General features: G+C 61.8%; 18 protein-coding genes. 4 read left to right on the forward strand and 14 right to left on the reverse strand.

Annotated features, from left to right (window positions below; translation table 11 throughout):
- Positions 1-11 precede the first annotated feature (11 nt).
- The 10 genes from ACRRNM_RS04795 to radA form a co-directional block, all read right to left on the reverse strand.
- Entirely contained in the window at positions 12-1,208 is a 1,197-nt protein-coding gene (locus tag ACRRNM_RS04795) for an acetyl-CoA C-acyltransferase (protein WP_435627100.1), read from the reverse strand.
- A gap of 17 nt (positions 1,209-1,225) precedes the next feature.
- Positions 1,226-1,507 carry a type II toxin-antitoxin system RelE family toxin gene (locus tag ACRRNM_RS04800; RefSeq protein WP_435627101.1) on the reverse strand — a complete coding sequence of 94 codons (282 nt, stop codon included), beginning with the start codon at positions 1,505-1,507 and terminating at the stop codon, positions 1,226-1,228.
- Positions 1,497-1,751 carry a type II toxin-antitoxin system Phd/YefM family antitoxin gene (locus ACRRNM_RS04805; RefSeq protein ID WP_435627102.1) on the reverse strand — a complete coding sequence of 85 codons (255 nt, stop codon included), beginning with the start codon at positions 1,749-1,751 and terminating at the stop codon, positions 1,497-1,499. Before ACRRNM_RS04805 ends, ACRRNM_RS04800 begins: the two co-directional genes overlap by 11 nt.
- A gap of 130 nt (positions 1,752-1,881) precedes the next feature.
- On the reverse strand, positions 1,882-2,697 hold the full coding sequence (locus tag ACRRNM_RS04810; RefSeq protein WP_435627103.1) for an NYN domain-containing protein: 816 nt from the start codon (positions 2,695-2,697) through the stop codon (positions 1,882-1,884).
- A 33-nt stretch (positions 2,698-2,730) separates the two neighbouring features.
- Positions 2,731-5,316, reverse strand: coding sequence for a 3-hydroxyacyl-CoA dehydrogenase/enoyl-CoA hydratase family protein (locus tag ACRRNM_RS04815; RefSeq protein ID WP_435627104.1), 2,586 nt, complete (start codon positions 5,314-5,316; stop codon positions 2,731-2,733).
- A gap of 120 nt (positions 5,317-5,436) precedes the next feature.
- A complete protein-coding gene (locus ACRRNM_RS04820) occupies positions 5,437-5,835 on the reverse strand; it encodes an acyl-CoA thioesterase (protein ID WP_435627105.1) in 399 nt (132 codons plus the stop codon).
- Position 5,836: 1 nt separating this feature from the next.
- Positions 5,837-7,741 carry an AMP-dependent synthetase/ligase gene (locus ACRRNM_RS04825; protein ID WP_435627106.1) on the reverse strand — a complete coding sequence of 635 codons (1,905 nt, stop codon included), beginning with the start codon at positions 7,739-7,741 and terminating at the stop codon, positions 5,837-5,839.
- 119 nt (positions 7,742-7,860) lie between these two features.
- Entirely contained in the window at positions 7,861-10,308 is a 2,448-nt protein-coding gene (locus ACRRNM_RS04830; protein ID WP_435627107.1) for an acyl-CoA dehydrogenase, read from the reverse strand.
- 59 nt (positions 10,309-10,367) lie between these two features.
- On the reverse strand, positions 10,368-11,357 hold the full coding sequence (locus tag ACRRNM_RS04835; protein WP_435627108.1) for a GGDEF domain-containing protein: 990 nt from the start codon (positions 11,355-11,357) through the stop codon (positions 10,368-10,370).
- 67 nt (positions 11,358-11,424) lie between these two features.
- On the reverse strand, positions 11,425-12,783 hold the full coding sequence (radA, locus tag ACRRNM_RS04840) for a DNA repair protein RadA (RefSeq protein ID WP_435627109.1): 1,359 nt from the start codon (positions 12,781-12,783) through the stop codon (positions 11,425-11,427).
- Positions 12,784-13,006: 223 nt separating this feature from the next.
- On the opposite strand from radA, the gene ACRRNM_RS04845 reads away from it, so the two are divergent.
- Positions 13,007-13,306, forward strand: coding sequence for a DUF1540 domain-containing protein (locus tag ACRRNM_RS04845; RefSeq protein ID WP_435627110.1), 300 nt, complete (start codon positions 13,007-13,009; stop codon positions 13,304-13,306).
- 39 nt (positions 13,307-13,345) lie between these two features.
- Here ACRRNM_RS04845 and ACRRNM_RS04850 read toward each other — a convergent pair whose 3' ends face one another.
- Positions 13,346-14,431 carry a lipid A deacylase LpxR family protein gene (locus ACRRNM_RS04850; RefSeq protein WP_435627111.1) on the reverse strand — a complete coding sequence of 362 codons (1,086 nt, stop codon included), beginning with the start codon at positions 14,429-14,431 and terminating at the stop codon, positions 13,346-13,348.
- Positions 14,432-14,734: 303 nt separating this feature from the next.
- Between ACRRNM_RS04850 and ACRRNM_RS04855 the strand changes: the two genes are divergently transcribed.
- Complete coding sequence (locus ACRRNM_RS04855) at positions 14,735-15,481, forward strand: fused MFS/spermidine synthase (protein WP_435627112.1); 747 nt, start codon at positions 14,735-14,737, stop codon at positions 15,479-15,481.
- A gap of 55 nt (positions 15,482-15,536) precedes the next feature.
- On the opposite strand, the gene ACRRNM_RS04860 is transcribed toward ACRRNM_RS04855, so the two are convergent.
- The 3 genes from ACRRNM_RS04860 to ACRRNM_RS04870 all read right to left on the reverse strand — a co-directional run bounded on the left by ACRRNM_RS04860 (position 15,537) and on the right by ACRRNM_RS04870 (position 19,240).
- Entirely contained in the window at positions 15,537-16,055 is a 519-nt protein-coding gene (locus ACRRNM_RS04860; protein ID WP_435627113.1) for a cytochrome b, read from the reverse strand.
- A gap of 221 nt (positions 16,056-16,276) precedes the next feature.
- The gene (locus ACRRNM_RS04865; RefSeq protein ID WP_435627114.1) at positions 16,277-17,263 is read right to left on the reverse strand and encodes a formylglycine-generating enzyme family protein; all 987 of its coding nucleotides are present in this window, start codon (positions 17,261-17,263) and stop codon (positions 16,277-16,279) included.
- A gap of 105 nt (positions 17,264-17,368) precedes the next feature.
- Positions 17,369-19,240: a TolC family outer membrane protein gene (locus ACRRNM_RS04870; RefSeq protein WP_435627115.1), complete on the reverse strand. Its 1,872-nt coding sequence runs from the start codon at positions 19,238-19,240 to the stop codon at positions 17,369-17,371.
- A 359-nt stretch (positions 19,241-19,599) separates the two neighbouring features.
- Between ACRRNM_RS04870 and ACRRNM_RS04875 the strand changes: the two genes are divergently transcribed.
- Together ACRRNM_RS04875 and ACRRNM_RS04880 are read left to right on the forward strand one after the other, a co-directional pair.
- On the forward strand, positions 19,600-20,259 hold the full coding sequence (locus ACRRNM_RS04875; protein ID WP_435627116.1) for a transglutaminase-like cysteine peptidase: 660 nt from the start codon (positions 19,600-19,602) through the stop codon (positions 20,257-20,259).
- A gap of 27 nt (positions 20,260-20,286) precedes the next feature.
- A complete protein-coding gene (locus ACRRNM_RS04880; protein WP_435627117.1) occupies positions 20,287-22,209 on the forward strand; it encodes a bifunctional diguanylate cyclase/phosphodiesterase in 1,923 nt (640 codons plus the stop codon).
- The last annotated feature ends 49 nt before the right edge of the window (positions 22,210-22,258 follow it).

Consider the following 22,258-nt stretch of genomic DNA (forward strand, 5'->3'; position numbering starts at 1 on the left):
TTACAGGAATGCTAAAGCGCCTCGAAAATACCCGCCGCGCCCATGCCGGTGCCGATGCACATCGTCACCATGCCGTACTTCTGCTTGCGGCGGCGCAGGCCGTGCAGCAGCGTCGCGGTGCGGATCGCACCGGTCGCACCCAAAGGATGGCCGAGTGCGATCGCGCCGCCGAGCGGGTTGACGATAGCCGGGTCGAGGCCGACATCGCCGATCACCGCGAGCGACTGCGCGGCGAAGGCCTCGTTGAGCTCGATCCAGCCCAGGTCGGAAAGCTTCAGGCCGGTCTGCTGCAGGACGCGCGGGATCGCCTCCTTCGGCCCGATGCCCATGATCTCCGGCGGCACGCCCGCGACGCTGAAGCCGAGAAACTTGCCGATGGGCGTAAGGTTGAAGCGCTTCAACGCGGCCTCGGAGCACAGCAGCACTGCCGCCGCGCCGTCCGACATCTGCGAGCTGTTGCCCGCGGTGACCGAGCCCTTTTGCGCGAATACTGGCCTGAGTTTCGCGAGCGCCTCGAGCGAAGTGTCGGCGCGCGGCCCCTCGTCGTGCATCGCGAGGCGGCGCTGCTCCGTCGCCTCGCGCTCGATCAAATCCGGCCGGTGCTCGACGATCTCGAAAGGCGCGATCTCGTCCGCGAACTCGCCGTTCGCGATTCCCGCGAGCGCACGCCGGTGGCTCTCGCAGGCGAACGCATCCTGCGCCTCGCGCGACACCTTCCATTGCGCGGCCACCTTTTCCGCCGTCAGCCCCATGCCGTAGGCGATGCCGACATGTTCGTCCGCGAAGATCGCCGGATTGAACGCGACCTTGTTGCCCATCATCGGCACCATGCTCATGCTCTCTGCGCCCCCCGCGATCATCACGTCGGCTTCGCCCAAACGAATCCGATCCGCCGCGAGCGCCACCGCCTGCAGGCCGGAAGAGCAGAAGCGGTTCACCGTCATGCCCGGCACGCCGTTCGGCAGCCCCGCGAGCAGCAGCGCGATGCGCGCCACGTTCATGCCCTGCTCCGCCTCCGGCATCGCGCAGCCGACGATGACATCACCAATAACAGCCGGATCGAGCGAAGGCGCCTGCGCCAGCACGCCCTTCAGCGCATGCACCAGCAGATCGTCGGGCCGCGTGTTGCGGAACATCCCGCGCGGCGCCTTGCCGACCGGCGTGCGCGTCGCGGCAACGATGTAGGCTTCCTGGATTTGTTTGGTCATGATGTCTCCTCCACCGATTAACGTTTCGCAGCCGCGCGATAAACCGCATTGCGCTCCCGCTTGCCGACCGCGACCACGATCACCAGCAACACGGTATCCCGCACCTCATACACCAGCCGGTATCCCACGCTGCGCAGTTTGATTTTATATCGGTCTTTATGGCCTGCAAGCCTCGCCGAGGGAGCACGCGGATGCTGCAAGCGCTCGGCCAGTTTCTTCTTGAATTGTTCGCGGACTGTCGTATCCAGCTTGCGCCACTCCAGCAGCGCATCGGGATGAAAACTCAGCTCATAGCTCATCGAGCTTGACCCGCACCGGACGCTTGCCGTCCTTCAAGCGCGCATCGGCAATTGCGTTCAACTCCAGGTCTTCCAGCTTATCCATCAGTGCCTCATAAGCTTTCGCAGGAACGCAATAGAAAGTCGGCTCATTGCGGTTCAAAATCGCCACCGGAAAGCCTTCCCCGGCCGCAACCGTCGCCATCGGGTTCTTTTTCAACTCGGAAACACTCGCCGTCGTTTCCGCAAGGATTACATGTGCCATTTGGTTCTCCCTCCATTTAACGGAGCCAAGAATAGCACCCGGAACAGGTCTCGGCAATGGTCTCGCATTATGGAGTTAGCGAAAAGCGAAGCTGGCCCCTTTTAATCCTGATGCCGGCCATTTTTTGCTTCTAATCTGCCCACTTTGCACGCAAGTATAAAACCTTCTGATTTGACCCTGGGGCTTGCCGTTCTTCAGTCACAAATATTTCTGACTTGGCTTTGACGAGATCAGAAAGTTTCTTATAGCCATACAACCTAGGGTCAAAATCAGGTTGTAGCTTTGTAAGGTAACTCCCGAATGTTCCAAGATTTGCCCAACCAGAGTCGTCAGTTGATTGCTCAAGGGCTGTAAGAACAAATGTTCTGGGGAACTCCTGCTTTGGTTCTACGACCTCCGTAGATGTTTGAGGTTTAACTGGCTTTTGTTCGCTCCCAGCTTTCGATGGTTGGGCGGGTGGCTCAACTGCAGCACTTGTGCGAAGAACCTCAGTAAACACAAACTTGTGGCAAGCATTACGGAACGCTTCTGGTGTTTTCTTTTCACCAAAACCAAAAACAGTGAGACCTTCCTCACGTAATCGCATTGCAAGGCCGGTGAAATCGCTGTCGCTAGTAATCAGGCAGAAGCCGTCAAATTTTCGTGTGTACAACAAATCCATCGCATCAATAATCAGCGTACTGTCAGTAGCATTTTTTCCGGTCGTATATGCAAACTGTTGAACTGGCTTAATAGCATAACGCTGCAACACCTTTTTCCACGATGAACTACTTGAAGCAGTGAAATCACCGTATATGCGCTTTACGGTTGCCTCCCCGAATCTTGCAATTTCCGCCAAAAGGCCATCAATAACAGTAGCTTGAGCATTGTCAGCATCAATTAAAACAGCTAAACGAAGGGTTGACTCTTCTGACTCAGTTTTTGCGGCTAAGCGAGGGGATACCATGGTGACTCCAGTTTCATGAATACAAATAACGCCCTAATTCCTTAGTGGTTTCCCGTTCTTCAGCATGTGCTCGATCCTTGCCTGCGTCTTGTCGGTGGCAATGAGTTCCATAAAGTGCTTGCGCTCCAGGTCGAGCAGCCACTGCTCGTCCACGAGGCTGCCCGCATCCACATCGCCGCCGCACATGGTCTCGGCGATGCGGCAACCGATGTCGTAGTCGTGCTCGGAGATAAAGCCGCCTTCGAGCAGGTTGACCATCGCGGCCTTGAGGGTGGCGATACCGGTGCGGCCGGCAACCGGTATCTGGCGGACTTGCAGCGGCGGGCGATACGCGGTGGCGTTCAGCGCCCTGGCTTCTTCCTTCGCGACATGCAGCAACTCGAAGCGGTTCATCACGATGCGGTCGGACTGCCGCAGGTAACCCATCTCTCGCGCGAGCTCGGCGCTCTTGGCGACTTCGCCCGTAGCGATGTTCTGGAAGTAGCGCTTGAGGTGCGGAAAGATGCCGGCGCGGCCTTCGATGGCGAGGCGCTGAGCCTCCTGCGCGGCGCGCAGCGCCATCTCCTTGCAGCCGCCGCCCGCAGGCAGCAGGCCGACGCCGACCTCGACGAGGCCGATGTAGCTCTCCAGCGTCGTGACGATTTTTGAGCAGTGCATGGAAAATTCGCAGCCGCCGCCGAGCGCGAGGCCGTCCACCGCGGCGATGGTCGGCACCTGCGCGTACCTCAGGCGCTGCGAGACCTGCTGGAATTTCGCGACCACGTCCGCGACGCGCGGCACGTGCCCCGTGGCGGCGTTGAGCACATCGCCCAGCCCGCCGCCGCCCGCGACGGTGTATTTGACGCGCGTCGCCGCGCCCTTGAGTTTGTCGAGCAGGCCGCCCTCTTCTGCGCCTTCCTGCATGCCCTGCATCGCCTGCAACAGGTTCGCGCCCGCCGAGAATGGCGGCTCGGCCTGCCAGAGGATCAGCGCGCTGAAATGTTCCTCGGCCTCGTCCACCGCGCGCAGGATGCCGTCGAGCACCTCGTTGCTGACGGTGTGCATCTTGGTCCTGAAGCTGAGGATGGCGATGCCGTCGCCCATGTGCCACATGCGGATGTCGCCGTTCTCGAACACGGTCTCGCCGTAGTGCGCGATCTCGCCGAGCAGGCGGTCGGGGAAGAGTTGGCGCTTATATACGGGGAGTTGGGAGCGGGGTTGGTAAGTTCCTGATGACGTAGGGTGGATAAGCGGAGCGCATCCACCTTTATCCGCAGAGGGTGAGGCTCCGGTGGATGCGCTGTGGCTTATCCACCCTACATTTGGAGAAAATGAACCCTGCGCAGTGTGTACGCCGCTGCGGTTCGGCTCGCTCGCCCAGCCGGGCAGCGGAACTTCGGACATCGCCTTGCCTGCGGCGATGTCGGCGGCGATCCAGCCTGCGACCTGCTGCCAGCCCGCCGCCTGCCAGATTTCGAACGGGCCGCTGTCCCAGCCGAAGCCCCAGCGCACGGCGAGGTCGAGGTCGCGCGCGTTGCTGGCGATGCTTTCGAGTTGCAGCGCGCAGTAGTGGAACACGTCGCGGAACGTCGCCCAGAGGAACTGCGCCTGCGGGTGCGAGCTGCCGTGCAGCCCGGCGAGTTTCTTCGCCCAGTCGCGCTCGCGCAGGATGTCTTTCACGGCGTCGTCGATCTTGCTCTCGGAGAGGCGGTAGGCCCCGTCGTGCAGGTCGAGCACGTGGATGTCCCTGCCGATCTTCTGGTAGATGCCGCGCTTGGTCTTCTGCCCGAGCGCGCCCTGGTCGACCAGTTGCCCCAGCCAGCCGGGGAGCTCGAAGTGCCTGTGCCACGGATCGTCGGTCAGGTTCTCGCGCATGGTGTTGACCACATGCGCGAACACGTCCAGGCCGACCACGTCCAGCGTGCGGAAGGTCGCGCTCTTGGGGCGGCCGAGGTAGCGGCCGGTGAGCGCGTCTACGGTGTCGAAGCCGAGGTTGAACGCCGCCGCATGGTGCCGGGTCGCGAGCATCGAGAACACGCCGATGCGGTTGGCGATGAAGTTGGGCGTGTCCTTGGCGCGCACCACGCCCTTGCCGAGCGTGGAGACGAGGAAGGTCTCGAGCCGGTCGAGCAGCGGCGCCTCGGTCTGCGCGCAGGGGATCAACTCGACGAGATGCATGTAGCGCGGCGGGTTGAAAAAGTGGACGCCGCAGAAGCGGTGGCGCAGGTGCTCAGGGAAGGCCTCGGCGAGCCGGTTGATCGACAGGCCGGAGGTGTTGCTCGCGAAGATCGCGCGTTCGCCGAGATGCGGCACAACTTTTTTGTAGAGATCGGATTTCCAGTCCATACGCTCGGCGATGGCCTCGATCACGAGGTCGCACTCGCGCAGCTTGTCGAGATGCTGTTCATAGTTCGTGGGCTGGATGAAGGAAATCTTCGCCGGACTCGCCGCGGGCGCGGGATCAAGCTTGCGGAGATTATCGAGCGCCTTGTTGACGATGCCGCCCGGGTCGCCTTCCTTCGCGGGGAGATCGAACAGCAGCGTCTCGACGTTGGCGTTGACCAAGTGTGCGGCAATCTGCGCACCCATCACGCCGGCTCCCAGCACCGCAACCTTGCGTACCCGAAAATTCTCGCTCATAACGGCCTCTTGTTTGTTGTTCTCATGTTCCGCGCGGGGAACGATCAATTTCGTAGGGTGGGCAGGGTTCATCTGCCCACGCAGTGCTGATTCACGCGTGGGCACAAAAACGTGCCCACCCTACGCCGGCACGACGCGCGGCCGGCGGTTCTCGTCCACCGCGACATAGGTCAGCGTCGCCTCGGTCACCTTCACGCAGGTCGGCTGCTCGGGGTCGCGCTGCGCGTACACCTCGACGCTCACGGTGAGCGAGGTGCGCCCGACCTTGGTAATGCTCGCGTAGAAGCTCACCACGTCGCCCATGAACAGCGGCTGCTTGAAGATGAAGGAATTCACCGCGACGGTCACCACCCTGCCCCGCGCGCGGTGCAGTGCGGGGATGCTGCCCGCGATGTCAACCTGCCCCATGATCCAGCCGCCGAACACGTCGCCGGTGTAGTTGCAGTCGGAAGGCATCGCGACCATGCGCAGGGTGGGCTCGCGCTGGGGCAACGTCGTGGTTTGCGGCTGATTTTCCATATCAACGCCTCTCATAGAGTTGTTTGATTTGCCCGGCGAATTGCTGCGCGATCTCGGCACGCTTGATCTTCAGGGTCGGCGTCAGCAGGCCGTTATCGATGCTCCACGGTTCGCGCAACAGCAGCACGCGGTTCACCTTGGCATAACCCGGAAAGCCGCGCAAGTTGCGCGCGACGCGTCTCAGTATCCTGGCCTCTACGTTGCTGTCGGTCAATGACTCCGGCATGTCGCCACGGATACCGACCTCCTTCGTGAAATGCTGCCAAGCCTCTTCATTGAGCACCGCCAGCACGACGAGGTAGGGATGCGCCTCGCCGAACACCATCACCTGGTCGAACAGCGGGTCGTGCAGCAGCGCGATCTCCATGTCGCTCGGCGGGATCTTCTCGCCGTTCGACATGACGATGATGTCCTTGATGCGTCCGGTGATGTAGATGTGGCCGATGGCGGAGATATGCGCGACGTCGCCGGTGTTCAGCCAGCCGTCCGCGTCTATCATGGCGCGCGTCGCCTCGGGATTGTTCCAGTAGCCGAGCATCACGTTCGGCCCCTTCACCAGCAGCGCGCCCTGCTCGCCGAGCCTCACCTGCACGTCGCGGATCGGCTGGCCGACGCTGTCGGGGTAGTTGTTCTCCGGACGGTTGCCGCTGATCACTGGGCTGGTCTCGGTCAGTCCGTAGCCCTGCACCACCGGCAGCCCAAGGCCGACGAACACCCGCGAGATTTCGGGGGCGAGTGCCGCACCACCGCTGACCGCCACGCGCAACCTGCCGCCGAGGCGATCCAGCACTTTTTGTGCGACCAGTTTTTGCAGCAGCGGCCAGAGCAGGAAGGACGGCTTCCACGGCCCGCGCCCCTGCTCGCGCTCGAAGCGAGCCCAGCCGGTTTCCACCGCCAGGTGGAACAGCTTGCGCCTGAGCGACGAACCCTCATCGAGGCTGGCGCGGATCGCGGCATACATGCGCTCGTAGATGCGCGGCACGGAAATCAGGATGGTGGGACGGATGATCTGCAGGTCTTCGGCCAGTTGCGGGATGGAGCGCGCGAACGCGACCGTGGCGCCGGTCATCACCGGCAGGTAATAGCCCAGCGTGCGCTCGAAGGTGTGCGACAGCGGCAGGAAGGAGAGGAACAGGTCGTCGCGGTGCACCGCGAAAGTGTCCAGGCAGGCGTGCGCGTTGCTCAGCATGTTGGCATGGCTCAGCATCACGCCCTTGGGCTTGCCGGTGGTGCCGGAGGTGTAGATGATACTGGCCAAATCGTCTGAACAAGTCCCGCGCAGCGGATCGTTTGCCCCCTCGCCCGCCTGCGGGAGATAACCAGCGACTTGCCCGCTTGCGGGCTTAGTCGAATGGCTAGTTGTTTCATCAGGGTTGGGGAGAGGGCTCGGTGCCGCCGGTGGCAAGAATTCCTGTGCAGACTTCAGGCGCGGCGCGGCACCGTTGCGCATCGCGTCGATGCTCACGAAGCACTTCACGCCGCCAAGCCGCTCGCGCACCGTGCGCAGCGCCTGCCACTGCTCTTCGTTCTCGAACAGCAGCACCTTCACGTCGGCATCGTTGACGATGTAGGCGATGTTGTCCGGCCGGTCCACGGTATAGAGCGGCACGACCACCAGCCCCAGCGACATCGCAGCCTGGTCGAACATCATCCAGTAAGGACAGTTGCGCAGCATGATCGCGACGCGGTCGCCGCGCTGCAAGCCGAGGCCGGCCAGCGCCGCCTGCCAGCGCGCGATTTCGGCGAGCATCTCGCGCCAGGTCAAATCACGCCACTCGTTGCACTCGAAGTGACGATAGGCGACCCGCTCCGGCGAGCGGCGCACGCGCTCCAGGAACAGCCCGTGCAGCGTGCCCGCTTGTTCCGGCGTGATGACATCGGTTTGTGGCGCCTCAATGTTGCCCATTTATCCTCTCACGCTAAAAAAACACTTCACCACGAAGAACACGAAGGGCACGAAGCTTTCTGCGAATCGCATTCCGATGCCCCTGTCTTATCTTCGCGTTCTTCGTGGTAGCTGCTGTTTCAGGATTTGCTTCCCGCCGGCAACTCCTCCGGCGCGAAATCGTCCACCATGATGACCTTGCGGCGCAGCGCGTAGTCGCGTTCGAGTTGCAGCGCCTGTTCCGGCGTGATGATGCCCTGCGCGCGCGCCTCGGCGATGCGCGGCAGCTCCTGCAGTTCCTTCAGTTTGCCGGCCTTGAATACCTTGTCCAGTTCGGCCTGCAGCGGCTCGCAGGCGAGCGTGCTCGCGAGCGCCGCTTCCAGCGCGCCCACCGCGTCCTGATTGTCACTCGGTAAATACATCCCCGCAGTGAGGCGGTCGCGTGTCGCGCCGGGCTGCATCAGCAGCGTGGCAACCTCGTGGCCGAGATGGTCGGAAGGCGGCGACAACTGCCTGCCCGCCGGAAAGATCAGCGCGCTCAGCAGCCAGCGTGCCGCGGCATTCGGAAAATTGCGGATCACGCCGTCGAGCGCCTGCTGGGCCTTGTACAGCGCGTCCCGCATCGCCCAGTGCAGCAACGGCAGGTCTTCGGCTGGGTGGCCGTCGTCCTCGAAGCGCTTTAGTGCCGCCGAGCACAGGTAGAGCATGCTCAGCACGTCGCCGAGGCGCGCGGAAATTTTTTCGCGCCGCTTCAGCGAACCGCCCAGCACCGCCATCGCCATGTCCGCGCTCAGGGCGAAGGCTGCGGAGAAGCGCGTCAGCTGCTGGTAGTAGCGGTCGGTATCCTCCAGCGCCGAGACGGGGGCGGGAATGCCGCGCCCGTTGGTCAGGCCGAACACGAAGCTGCGCGCCGCGTTGCTCAGGGTGAAGCTAATGTGGCCGAACAGGGCTTCGTCGAACTGGTGCAGGGCAAGCTTGCGGTTCGGTTCGCGCGCCGCGGCAACCTCCTTCAGCACGTAGGGATGAGAACGGATCGCGCCCTGGCCGAAGATAATCATGCTGCGCGTCAGGATGTTCGCGCCTTCCACGGTGATGGTGACCGGCGCCAGCTCGTAGCTGCGCCCCAGGTAGTTGTCCGGACCGAGACAGATGCCCTTGCCGCCGTGCACGTCCATCGCGTCGTTGATGGCGGCGCGCCCGGCCTCGGTGGCGTGGTATTTGACGATGGCAGAGATCACCGACGGCTTCTCGCCCAGGTCCACCGCCAGGGCGGTGAAGCGGCGCGCCGAGTCGATCAGGTAGGTAGATGCGCCGATGCGCGCCAGCGGCTCCTCGATGCCTTCGAATTTGCCGATCGGCATGTGAAATTGCTTGCGCACCCGGCTGTATGCGCCGCTGGTGCGCGCCGCGAGCTTCATGCCGCCGGTGCTGCTCGCGGGCAGCGAGATCGAGCGCCCCGCCGCGAGGCATTCCATGAGCATGCGCCAGCCCTGCCCGATGCGCGGCATGCCACCGATGACGTAGTTCATCGGGATAAACACGTCCTTGCCCTGCGTAGGGCCGTTCAGGAAGGCGGAGTTCAGCGGGAAGTGGCGGCGGCCGGTCTGCACGCCCGGCGTATCGGTCGGGATCAGCGCGAGGGTGATGCCGCGCTCGGCGTCTCCGCCCAGGATGCGACCCGGGTCGTACAGCTTGAACGCCAAGCCGAGCAGCGTCGCCACCGGCGCGAGGGTGATGTAGCGCTTCTCCCAGTTGAGGCGGATGCCCAGCACGCCTTGTTTTCCTCCGAATTCGCCGAAGCAAACCTCGCCGTAATCTGGAATCGCGCCGGCATCCGATCCAGCGAAGGGGCCGGTCAACGCAAAGCACGGCACTTCCAGACCGTACGCGAGGCGGTGCAGGTATTTTTCCTTCTGCTCTTCGGTGCCGTAGTTCAACAGCAATTCGGCAGGGCCGAGCGAATTCGGCACCATCACCGTCACCGCCGCCGTACCGCTGCGCGATGCGATCTTGCTCACTACCGCCGAATGCGCCTGCGCGGAAAACTCCAGGCCGCCGTAGCGCTTCGGGATGATCATGCCGAAGAAGCCCTTGGCCTTGATGAACTGCCAGACTTCGGGCGGCAAGTCGGCGCGCCGGTGCGTGATGTCCCAGTCGTCCAGCATCGCGCACAGTTGTTCGGCTTCGTTATCGAGGAAGGCCTGCTCCGCGTCGCTCAGCCCGCATTTGGGGAAGGCCAGTAACTTGTTCCAGTCGGGGTGCCCACTGAACAGGTCGCCATCCCACCACACCGTGCCGGCATCGATCGCCTCCTGCTCGGTCGCGGAAATTTGCGGCAGGGTCTTGCGGAAGATTTTAAGGATGGCGCCACTGATAATGTTGCGGCGCAGCGAGGAAATGCCAAACAGGACGATGAACAGGAACAGCGCGATGTACACCGCCTGCAGCGCGGCATCCGAAACGCGCGACTGGATCGCCACCACCGGCACGATCACCATCATCGCCAGCACCCAGCTGGTGATGGAGGCGCGAAAAAAGGCCAGCATCAAGATTACGACCAGCACTGCCACCAGCATCAGTATTGCCACTACCCGCTCCCATTACTAATCGTTATTATGCGCCTGCCCTGGCCGCAAAGCCGGATGCCTCAACTGCGCGAGGCCGCCATTATTACCCGGTTGCCGCCGTCCGCCTTGGCCCGCCGGAGCGCTTCATCGGCGACAGCCAGCGCCGCATCCAGCGCCTCACCGGGCTGCACCACGGCAATGCCGAGCGAGACCGCGACATGCTCTGCATGAATCGGCTGGGTAGCGTCGGCGGCACCCTTGCCGAAACGCAGCACAGGGGTTGTAACAGCTTCGTGCAGGCGCCCGGCCATTTTCATCGCGCCGTCGGGCGCTTTTTCCGGCAGCAACACGGCAAACCTGTCGCCGCCCAGGTAGGCCAGCAAGTCCTGCGGCCTGAGGTTTGCCGCCAATATCCGCGCCACACCCTTCAGGACGCCATCGCCCGCAAGATTGCCGTGCTTGTTATTGAATGCCTCGAAACTGTCGATGTCCGCCAGCAACAGGAAGAGCGGAACCCCGCTGCGCTCGCAACGCTGTTCCATGCGTGAGAATGCATCGTCCATCCAGTTCCGGTTGTGCAATCCCGTCAGCGTGTCGATGTGGGTGGCCACCTCGAATTCGAGGCTGCCCTCGGTGGCCGTCACCTGCAGCAGGTTGTCGTTGCGGATGCGGCCAGCCAGGATGGCCAGCAAGTTGCGCGCGATGGTGTGCGATTTGTCCACCATGGCCCAGACCGACTCATGCGGCACCACCAGCAGGCGCGTATCCTGCGCCGCCATGACCAGCGCCGCCGAACTCCCTCCATCGACCAACGACAACTCGCCGACGCATTCTCCCGGCCCCAGCACGGCATGCACCGGCAGGCCCCGGCCGTGCAGGTAGACGCGCAGTTCGCCCTCCAGCACGAGGTAGAGCGCAGTGTTTTTCTGGCCGACTTCCAGCAGCGTCGCGCCGCTTTTCAGGGAAAGGGGCTGGCACTCTCTCAGGGTGTGCTCGACGCTCTCCAGGCTGATATCGCGGAACAACTTGTTCCGTTCCAGCAGCGCGCGATCGGAAATGGTTATCGTCACAGTCTTCACCTTTGCGTAATGACCCAAGTATACACAAAGGCCATTGAAATTTGCGGGGAAGCGACCCCTAACGCATACGCTCGACCGCCTGCTCGACGCGCTCCACCGCAATGATCTCCATCCCGGCGATCTTCTGCTTCGGCGCGTTCGCCTTGGGGATGATCGCCTGCGTGAAGCCGAGCTTGGCGGCTTCGCGCAGACGCTCCTGGCCGCGCTGCACCGGACGCACTTCGCCGGCCAGCCCGACTTCGCCGAACACCACCAGCTTCTCCGGCAGTGGCTTGTTGCGCAGGCTGGAGACCATCGCGAGGATCACCGCGAGGTCGGCGCCCGGCTCGGTGATCTTCACGCCGCCGACCGCGTTGATGAACACGTCCTGGTCGAAGCAGGCGATGCCCGCGTGGCGGTGCAGCACCGCGAGCAGCATCGCGAGGCGGTTCTGCTCCAGCCCGAGCGACAGCCGCCGTACGTTCGGCGAATGCGCCTCGTCGAGCAGCGCCTGGATTTCCACGAGCAGCGGGCGCGTGCCTTCCTGCGTGACCATCACGCACGATCCGGCAACCTGTTCGCCGTGCTGCGACAGGAACAGCGCGGAGGGGTTGCTCACCTCGCGCAGGCCCTTCTCGGTCATCGCGAACACGCCGAGCTCGTTCACCGCGCCGAAGCGGTTCTTGAACGCGCGGATCAGGCGGAAGCTGGAGTGCGTGTCGCCCTCGAAGTACAGCACGGTGTCGACGATATGCTCCAGCACGCGCGGCCCGGCGAGCGCGCCTTCCTTGGTGACATGGCCGACCAGGATCATCGTGATGCCGCTGCTCTTGGCGATGCGCGTGAGCTGGGCGGCGCATTCGCGCACCTGCGCCACCGAACCGGGCGCGGAGGTGAGCTGCTCGGAATACATGGTCTGGATCGAGTCGATCACCACGATGTCGGGCTTGTCGGCAGCGATGGTCGCCTGGATTTTTTCGAGCTGGATTTCCGGCAGCAAACGCAGGCCGCGCGCATCGAGAGATAACCGCTTCGCGCGCAGTGCGATCTGCTGCGCCGATTCCTCGCCGCTGACGTACAGGGTGTTCTGCTGGCTGGAGAGGTGTGCAAGCACCTGCAGCAGCAAGGTGGACTTGCCGATGCCCGGATCGCCGCCAATCAGCACCACCGCGCCTTCCACCAGCCCGCCGCCGAGCACGCGGTCGAATTCCTCGATGCCGGTCGGCGTGCGCGACACTTCCGTCGCCTCGACTTCGGAGAGCCTCTGCACCTGGCCGCTCGCCGCGAGCGCGCTGAAGCGGTTGCCGCCCTTCGCAGCCGGCTCGGCCACCGACTCGGTCAGCGTGTTCCATGCCATGCAGTGCGGGCACTGCCCCTGCCACTTCGGCGTCTGCCCGCCGCACTCGGTACAGGAATAAATCGTTTTCGCTTTCGCCATGCTGTCTCCAATAATGCCCGCACAATAGCGCACAACAAAATCGCGGCGCAAGCCGGATCAGGACTCTTCTCTACGGTGAATTGCTAATTGAAATATCCGGCCAGGCGTCTAAGCTGACGAACCCCGCTCCCTGCAGCATGGCGCTGTTTCTGCTGGCCTGCCGGGGCACCCCGCCAGGCCAGCCTCAATGGCCTGATCAGCAACCAGATAAGGAGCTTATCCCATGAACAAGATTTGCATTGAAATGCCCACGGTCAAAAAATGCATGGCAAGCGAGTGCGCCTATAACGTCGACAGAAACTGCCATGCGCGCGCCATTACCATCGGCGACGCCACCCGTCCCGGCTGCGATACCTTTCTGAAGGGATCGACCCACATCAGGAAAGCCCAGCAGGTCGCCGGCATCGGTGCGTGCAAGACCTCCAGTTGCAAGTTTAACGACGACCTCGAATGCATGGCGGACAACGTCCAGGTCGGGATGATCCAGAGCGAGGCCAATTGCATGACTTTCACCATGCGCTGAACCGGTGGCGGCGGGAGAGCCGCCGCCTTCAGGCAGGACTCAGAGATCCCATTCGACGTTCAGCGTGGCAAAGTTGAAGATCGCTCCCGGCCCGGCAGGGGAGCGGAATTCCGACCCGCGCCGGTGAATAAGCAGGCTCAGGCGCAAACCATCCTGCTGCCCGCCGTCGTTGTATTTCCACTCCGCCACGCCGCCGAAAGTGAGTTGGGGAACGATGCGCTTGCTGCTCAAATGGGAGGCATGCGGCTCCCCGCGCAGCAGGCTACCGTCGATGAAGGCATTGTGGGCGACGCCCTTCATGTCCAGCCGCGCGAGTAAATACAGCGCGTCGTCGGGCGCCCTGAACTGGCCGATGGACGGGCTCTCGATCACATTGGGCGCCGCATCCGTCAGCCGGCCGCCGAAACGGAACGTAGCGCCGCCGTTCACGTAATCGAACAGGGTTCCCGCCGCGCCGCCGTAGTGCCAGGAAAAATCCAGGTGCGAGTTGATGCTGTCCGGGTACTTCCAGACACGTTTGATGCGCGTATAACTGAACTGCATACCGGGCTCGGTCTTGATCTGGTTGCCCCAGCCGGCCGGCATGGTCGAATTGCTGAGCGCATGCACCACCCGCTGCACCTGCTCGGCGCCCGAAAGGGGGCCGGTTACGCCAACGTCCAGTTCCAGCGTCTCCAGTTCGTCCCTGTTTTGCCCTTCCGGGCGCCGGCTGTCATGCGGCTGCCTCTGCACCACGATGCCGCCGTACAGCCAGCCGCCCCAGAAACGGTCCATCAGCTGCGGCGCGGTGGTGGTAAGATTTTTCGGGGTGAACATCAACTGCCCGAAGACATGCCCCGTCTGGATGGCGTAACCGGGATTCCCATCCGGCTGTACATCGCGCAATTCCCCTATCCAGTCATGCAGAAAGCCGAGCCAATAATCCGGGATGCAATCCCGCTTGTCGCTGCCATAGAACTTGAAACCATTCGTGTACCACTTGTCCGAACGGCCGAACAGCTTCCCCGTGAGCACGTCGTTTTCCCACAGGAGATGCTTGCCCTTTTCCGTTTCACAACGGTTTCCGGTTTGCGGTACGGGTTCCGCCCATCCCGCACTGCAACCCGCCCACAACAAAACCAGCAAACTGCAACTTCTTCTCCAGAATCGCATGACTTCTCCCCTGGCAGCCGCCTCTCTGCGGAGGCTTTGCCGCACGCCCGTTAAAAATAGTAGTCGAATACCCCCTGTAAAAATTCCTCTATGCTGTTCCGAAAATCGCCGCTCCACCGGCGACCCCACTATAATGTTGCCCATGCCGGAAAACCATATATCCATCGGCCTAGATATTTCGGCCTATATGCCTGCCCACACTGCATTTACCGTAGCGTTGGATGACGCTGCCGCCGAGATCAATTACTGAAGCAGCCTCGCAACTATAGAGACGGCATGACTACTCCCATCGAAATCCGCGAAGAAGCCGGTGTGCGCACGCTGCACTTCGGCTCCGAATGGATACAGGGCGCGATGCGCATCGCGCGGCCGTGGAACCTCGAACTGGAATACACGCGTGAGATGATGGCCGCGCTGCTATTGCGCGATGCGCCGCGCAGGGTGCTGCTGATCGGTCTCGGCGCGGCTTCGCTGACCAAGTTTCTGTACCGCCACTACCCGCTCGCGCATCTCACCGTGGTGGAGATCGAGCACGCTGTGGTCGCAGCGGCGCGGCAGTTCTTCAAGCTGCCGGAAGACCCGAAGCGGCTCAACATCGTGATCGGCGACGGCGTGGAATACATGCTCGGCAGCAGCAAAAAATTCGACCTGATCCTGGTGGACGGCTTCGACCAGCATGCGCGCGCAGGGGCGCTGGAGACCCTGCCGTTCTACCAGGCGTGCCGCAGCCGCCTGAGCAACGACGGGGTGATGGCGGTAAACCTGCTGACGCATGGCCGCAGCTTCAAGCGGGCCTGCGCTCAAATCGCGGAAGCGTTCGAGGATCGCGCGCTGCTGTTTCCCTCATGCGAGAGCGGCAACGTGGTGGCGCTGGCAGCGGCCGGCCACACTATCGAATTGTCTTTCGACGACCTGAAGGAAAGTGCGCAGGCATTGAAGGAGCAGACCGGCTTGAACCTGCTGCCGACGCTGGCGCGGCTCGCGCAGGCCAAGACCTGCCTGAACAACCGGCTGATGCTATAAATCCAGAAACAAAAAGGGCGGGAAAAACCCGCCCTTCGCATCCGTTCCGTACGGATCACTTCCTGCGCAGCGACATCCGCTCCATCAGGCCGTCTTTCGTGATGAACTGGTGCTTGATCGCGCCCAGTATGTGTACCGCCACCAGCACGATCAGCACTGTCACCAGTACCTCATGCACGGTATGGGGGGCTACACCGGTAAATTTTTTGGGAAGCAGGGTTGCATCGCCGGCCAGCAAGGCCTTGCCCACATCGCTCGTCACAATGGTCATAAATCCGCTCACCGGCAACAGGATGAGCAGGAGATAAAGTGCGTGATGAACGCCCTTGGCCACCTTATCCATCAGGGTCTGGCCCGCCGGGGGCGGTGTGCCGTCCTTGCTGCGGAAAGCCAGGCGCAATATCGTCAGCAGCAACACCGTTCCGCCGACCAGCGCGTGCACAATGTATCCGGCAATCGTCGCGCCCTGTTCATGCCTTGCCTCGTCCAGTTCATCGCCAAGGAACCAGGCGGCGATCACCAACGCCAGGGTCAGCCAATGGACGATTACCATGCGCTTGCTGTATTGCGTCATAACTATCTCCTGAATTGATGGAAGCGGCGGAACAGCGCACATTCCGGATGGGATGTGCTGCAAAAAACAAGCGCGCAATTTACCCGAAATGCGCTTGCCGTGCAGCTGTTTTTTGCCATTCTTCCCGCCTTCGCCGACGGGCTGGATTGCAAGGCGCGGCACAAAGGATCACTAACGCCTCGTGGAGGCTTCTTCGTGAGGCCTTTTTGAAATGGCACGTGCTACGGGAGCGTTCTGGCGACGCGGAAGCCGTCGTCGAAGTCGCGGGCGCCGGTATTGTCGCTGTAGCGGAAGGTGGAGCTCACGCCGCGCGGATCGTAGAACCACGATCCGCCGCGCATCATGTGCCTGTCGCAGGTGAGGTAACAGTCCTCAATCCACTCGCAGGCGTTGCCGTTCATGTCATGCAGACCGAAAGCGTTCGCCCGGAAGCTGCCGACCGGCGCGGGCTGCTTGCCGTCCCACTGGCTGCCGCAGCCGTCGCAGTTTGCGTTGCCGCTGCCTATGGCATCGCCCCACGGGTAGGCCGTGGTCGTCCCGGCCCGTGCCGCATATTCCCATTCGACTTCCGTCAACAGGCGATAGTCATGGCCGGTTTTTTGCGACAGCCATCGCACATATTGTTTGGCATCACTCCAGCCGATATCTATCGCCGGTTGCCGCCCGCGTCCCCATCCATGATCGTCCGGCCGGTATCCGGCGCATCCGCCATCCGCTACACAGGCATCCCACTCCGCGAAGGTCACTTCGTATTTGCCCACCGCAAAGGCCCGGTCGATGGATTGCGCCTGCTGCAAACCGGGCATGCCCATCATGAAGCGCCCCGGCGGAACCAATACCATCTCGGGACAATCCCGGCAGTCCCTGAAGGACTTGCCGTTGCCGGGCTCCACGCCTTGCTCCTTGAATGCCCGCAAGACGGATGCCAGACGGCTACCGGGCTGTTTCGCCTCCGTTTCCTGCCGTTGTTCCACTGCCGGCAATCGGGTCGTCAGCCTGGCTTCCACTTTCTTTTTTTCATCATCGCCCAGCTGGAGTTCCTGCTCGAATACCCGCTCCTGGCCGGTGTCCGCCTCTTTCGCCACCCGCAATTTCAACGTGCCGGGCTTGACCTTCAATTCAATCGGGCAATATCCCACTAACTCGCCGTTGAGAGTCACCCTGGCATCCTGGTCCTCCCCGTAGCAGGCCACTTGCAGCTCGGACATGGCATATGCGGACAGCGGTGCGGCAATTATGGGAATGAGCATCAAATAACGGCAAATCGACATGTTCATTTGAATGGCCTCGCGCGCGTTGATGGATACGCAAAATCAAAGTGGGTTTGCTGCTTTGGCTTCTCCCTTGGCCTTGATTTTTGCGGCCTGTGCTTCCGCTTCCTGCCTTGCCTTTTCTTCTGCTGACTGTTGTTTTCCGGTTTCTGCCGCCTTGACTTCACCCGGAGTCATGAGGAATTTTTCGTCTTCTTTTGCCTTTTGTTCTTTTCCGGCTTCTTCCTTCGCACGCGCTGCTTCAACAGCCGCCCTGGCTTCCTCAACCGCGCGTGCATCAAGCTCCGCCTTCCGAATGTTGTTTGCGAGAGGCGCTTCCGGCGGGCAATTCTCCGCCCCATCCGAAGCGGTGCCAAGCAACTCTGGCAAATCCGCAGTCTCCAGATGCACAATCCCCAGGGCGTTGGCCAGCCGCCCCATGCCTGCGAGGGTGCGCGCATGGGCAATGGCCAGATCGTACTCGGCATTGATGTAGCTGCGCTTGGCCTGGTAAAGCTCGTTTTCGGTGTCCAGCAAATCCAGCAAGGTGCGCTGGCCGATGTCGAACTGCTTCTGATAGGCGGTGCGCGCTTTCTCGATCGACAACTGGTGCTGATCCAGATAGTTGAGCTGCTCCTGCAGTTTCGATATGTCGTTGTAGGCAATTGCCAGATTCATGCGGATGTCGCGGCATGCCTTGTCGCGCAGGTCCCGGGCGGCATTCATCCGCTCGGCGTACTGGCTCGACCGCGCGCTATCCGACCCGCCGTTGAACAGGTTCCAGTTCAGCGTAACCTTGGCTGTGGCGTTGCTCGTAGGGCCATCAATCCCGCCGAGATTTTTGCCGTGATTCTGGGAAACGCTCAAATTTACCGTCGGCTGATATTTTGCCCAGCGCCCGTACAGGTCGTAGCGCGCGGAACGCACATTCTCCACCGCGGCCAGAATGGCGGGATGATAATCGACCGCAACGGAAAGGATGGCATCGGCGGCATTCGGCAGTATCTGCCTGGCAAGCTTGGCCTGCGAAAGCGATTTGCGCATGTTCACGGGCGGAAGCTCCCCGACCACCCGCTGGAAACGGGCGTTCGCGTCATGGACATTGGCGTTGTCCAGCACCAAGTTGGACTCGCTCAAGGCAAGACGGCCTGATGCCTGCTCCAGATCGACCCGCCGCCCCACACCGGCCACCACCTTCAGCTTGATCTGTTCGTAGGCGGTGCGATGCCTGACGTAATTGTCTTCGGTCAGTTCGAAAAGCTTGCGCTGCCGCGACACATCATAAAACACCCGTACCGCTTCGAGCGCAGCATTTTCCGAGGCATCCAGCAGCTCGTAGTAGCGCGTCAGCTGCGCATTGTTCAGGCGGCGGACTTCGTTGCGCGTGGCAAATCCGTCGTACAGCATCTGCGTCAGCGTAAACGTGACCGTTTTGGTGTTTACCGTGTAGTTCGCATTGTTGAGTATCTGGGACTGGCCGTGCTCACGCCCGCTGTCGACCGCCATATCGAAACGGGGGAAATAACCGCCCCGCGCCGCGGTAGTTTCGCTGACGGCCGCCTGGAAATTGTGCCAGCGCGACAGCACATCGGGGTTTTGCAGCAAGGCCTTCTGGGCGAATTCCACCAGCATGTCGCTGCGTGCTGCTTTCGTCTGCGCCGCCTTGGCTTCGGCTGCCGCCTGCGCATCCGCCTGAGCCTTTCGTTCCGCCTTCAGGCGCGCGGCATTCCGGGCAAAATCCTCCTCGATTTCCTTTTGCGTCTTCGGCTTCGCAGCTTTGGTTTCCGCTGCCGCTTGCGCTTCCTGCGCAACCCCGGTTTTCGCTTCAGCGGCGGTTTCCTGCTGCGCCGCTGCAGTGCCCATCCCTCCCCCCGCGAGGAACACCCATGCCGAATAGAGCGTTATTGCCTTACGCGTCGTCCGATGCCTTGCCACAACCTCTTCCCCCCTGAATATCCCGCCAATATTTTTTTTATATGCGCCGAGGTACCTGCGCAGCATTCCCAGAGTTCTTGTTCTTATATTTTTCCTGCAATCAACGCTTGACTGAATTAAGGCGATGACTCTATACGCAAAATACTGTCTCAGTAAAGCGTTTTGATTTAGAATTTTCCGCAATTTGCCTTTCGGCGAGGACGGTATCCGGCAAACCTGCACAACGGCCGCGAATCGAGGCTACAGAACCCGATAAATCCCGCATAATGATTGTGCATTTCGGCAGATACCGATTTATGAGCAAACCCACCGCTTGGAAGCCGCACCAGAATTTGAAATCGCATTCAATAACTTACCGTATGTTAATGCTGTTCGCCGCCTCGATGATGCTGTTTTCGCTGGCGCGCGCGGCTGGTTTCGATGCGGACAGGCTCTTGAAATCCATCACCCAGCGTTTCGGGGCGCCGGCGACGCAAAAATTCCGCGACTGGCAAAAACTGGTGGCGGACACGGAAAAAATTGCCGACCCCGACCAGCAGATCCAGAAAGTAAACGAGTTCTGGAACCGGCGCATGCAGTTCATGGAAGACAAGGATGCCTGGGAGCAAAGCGATTACTGGGCGACCCCGATGGAATCGCTGGGGCACGGAAAGGGAGACTGCGAGGACTACGCCATCGCCAAGTATTTTACGCTGCTCTCCGCCGGCATGGACGTGTCGCAACTGCGGCTGATCTACGTCAAGGCCAGAATGGGCGGAACCGCCAGCAACATCACACAGGCCCACATGGTGCTGGCCTACTACAGCGACCCGGATGCCGAGCCGCAGATTCTCGACAACCTGCTCAGCGACATCCGCCCCGCATCACGCCGCCAGGACTTGTCGCCGGTATTCAGCTTCAACGGCCAGGGAATATGGGCAGGAGTCTCTGCCAGCGGCTCCGCCAGTTCGACCAGCACCAAGCGCCTCTCGCGCTGGGAAGAACTTCTGGCGCGCGCTCGCGCGGAAGGTTTTGAATAAACATAAACAGAAGATAACGAGGTAATCATGTCATTATTCCGGCAACTCATGTTGGCAGTCGCGCTCTCCACCCTCCTCGCGTTCATGGGAAGCGCAGTCGTCAGCCTGCTTTCCTCGCGGCATTACCTCGAGCAACAACTCATCCTCAAGAACGAGGACAACGCCAGCGCGCTTGCGCTGCTCATCACCCAGCAGAGCAAAGACCCGGTAAACATCGAGCTCTATGTCGCGGCATTATTCGATAGCGGGCATTACGAGCTGATCCAGATTGTTGATCCGAAGGGCAAGCCCATCGTCGAGCGCAAGTCTCCGCCGGACACCGGCGATGCACCCGCGTGGTTTACCCGCCTGTTTCCGATCAAGCCCACGCCCGGCCATGCGCAGATCAGCGACGGCTGGAAGCAGTACGGAACCATCGAGCTGCGCAGCCAGAGCAAGTTCGCCTACGGAGAGCTGTGGAAAGGCGCTACCAGCATGGCCGGCTGGCTGTTGCTGGCCGGCGCGATCAGCGGCTGGGTAGCCGCACTCATCCTAAAGCGCCTGCGCGAGCCGCTGGGACGGGTGGTCGATCAGGCGCGCGCAATATGCGAGCGGCGCTTCGGCACGATCGAAGAGCCGAAAGTGCCGGAACTCAAGCAACTCGCCTTCGCAATGAACACCATGGTGGGCCGGCTGAAAACCATGTTCGAGGAAGAAGCGGCGCGGCTCGAAGCGGTTCGCCGCGAGGTCAACTACGACTCGGTCTCGGGCTTTGCCAACCGCATGTTTTTCTTTTCCCAGTTTTCCGAGCTGCTGAAATCCGACGAGCAAGCCAATACGGGCAGCCTGCTCCTGCTGCGCATCGTCGACCTGGGTGGGATCAACCAGCGCCTCGGTCGCCTGGATGCAGACCGTTTCCTGAAGGCATTCGCAAAGAGCATAGAAGCCTCGGTGGCTGCGCATCCCGGCCACCTTGTCGGCCGCCTGAACGGTGCCGATTTCGCCGTGGCGCTGCCCGGACTCGAAGATGCGGAGGCGCTGGCGAACGAGTTGTTCGAGCGCATCGCCAGAGACACCTCGCACCTTTCCGATGGCAAGCCTGTCGTGCGCATCGGCTTCAGCGACTACCAGCAGGGCAAGGAACCCGGGCAACTGATGGGCATGCTCGACGGCGCGCTGGCCGAGGCGGAGGCCTCCGGCGACAACAAGCCGCGCCGTGCCCAAGCATCCAGCGGCTCACAGCAGCGCACCACCGCCGCCCAGTGGGCCGAGCAACTGGGACAGGCCATCGGGAACGGCTGGTTGCGCCTGGTGGGCCTGCCTGTCGTCGGCTTTGGCGGGACAAAACTGCTGCATCAGGAGTGCCCCCTGCGCATGCGCTTCCTCGAAGAAGGCGAATGGCATACCGCCGGCAAATTCCTCCCCATGGCAACCCGTTTGCAGATGACCGCGGAGCTGGATCTCGCCGCAACGCACCTCGCGTTGAACCAGCTCGCGGCAGAGCCCGGCTCGCCCGATCTCGCGGTCAACCTTTCGGGCGAATCGCTGCAATCAGAAGCCTTCCGCAAGAAGATGCGCGAATTGATGCAGGGGAATGCCACGCTTTGCCGCCGCCTGTGGCTGGAAGTTTCGGAGGCCAGCGCCTTCGCCAATCTCGAAGCCTTCCGTGCGTTCCGCAAGGACCTCGCGGAATTCGGCTGCCGCATCGGCATCGAGCACTTCGGGCGCGAATTCAGCCGGATCGGCACGCTGCATGACCTCGGCCTGCATTACCTGAAGGTGGACGGCAGCTTCATCAACGGCATCGACACCCAATCCGGCAACCAGGCCTTTCTCGAAGGGCTCTGCCAGATTGCCCACAACATCGGCCTGCTGGTGATTGCGGAAGGCGTCAAGCGGCCGGAGGAGCTGGCCACGCTGCCCAGGCTAGGCTTCGACGGCGCAACGGGTCCGGCTATTCCACGCGAGTAATCCGGAACCCGCAAAACAAAAACGGGACAATGAATATCCCGTTTTTTAT

This window comes from Ferrigenium straubiae, from assembly GCF_051257895.1.
Taxonomy (GTDB): domain Bacteria; phylum Pseudomonadota; class Gammaproteobacteria; order Burkholderiales; family Gallionellaceae; genus Gallionella; species Gallionella straubiae.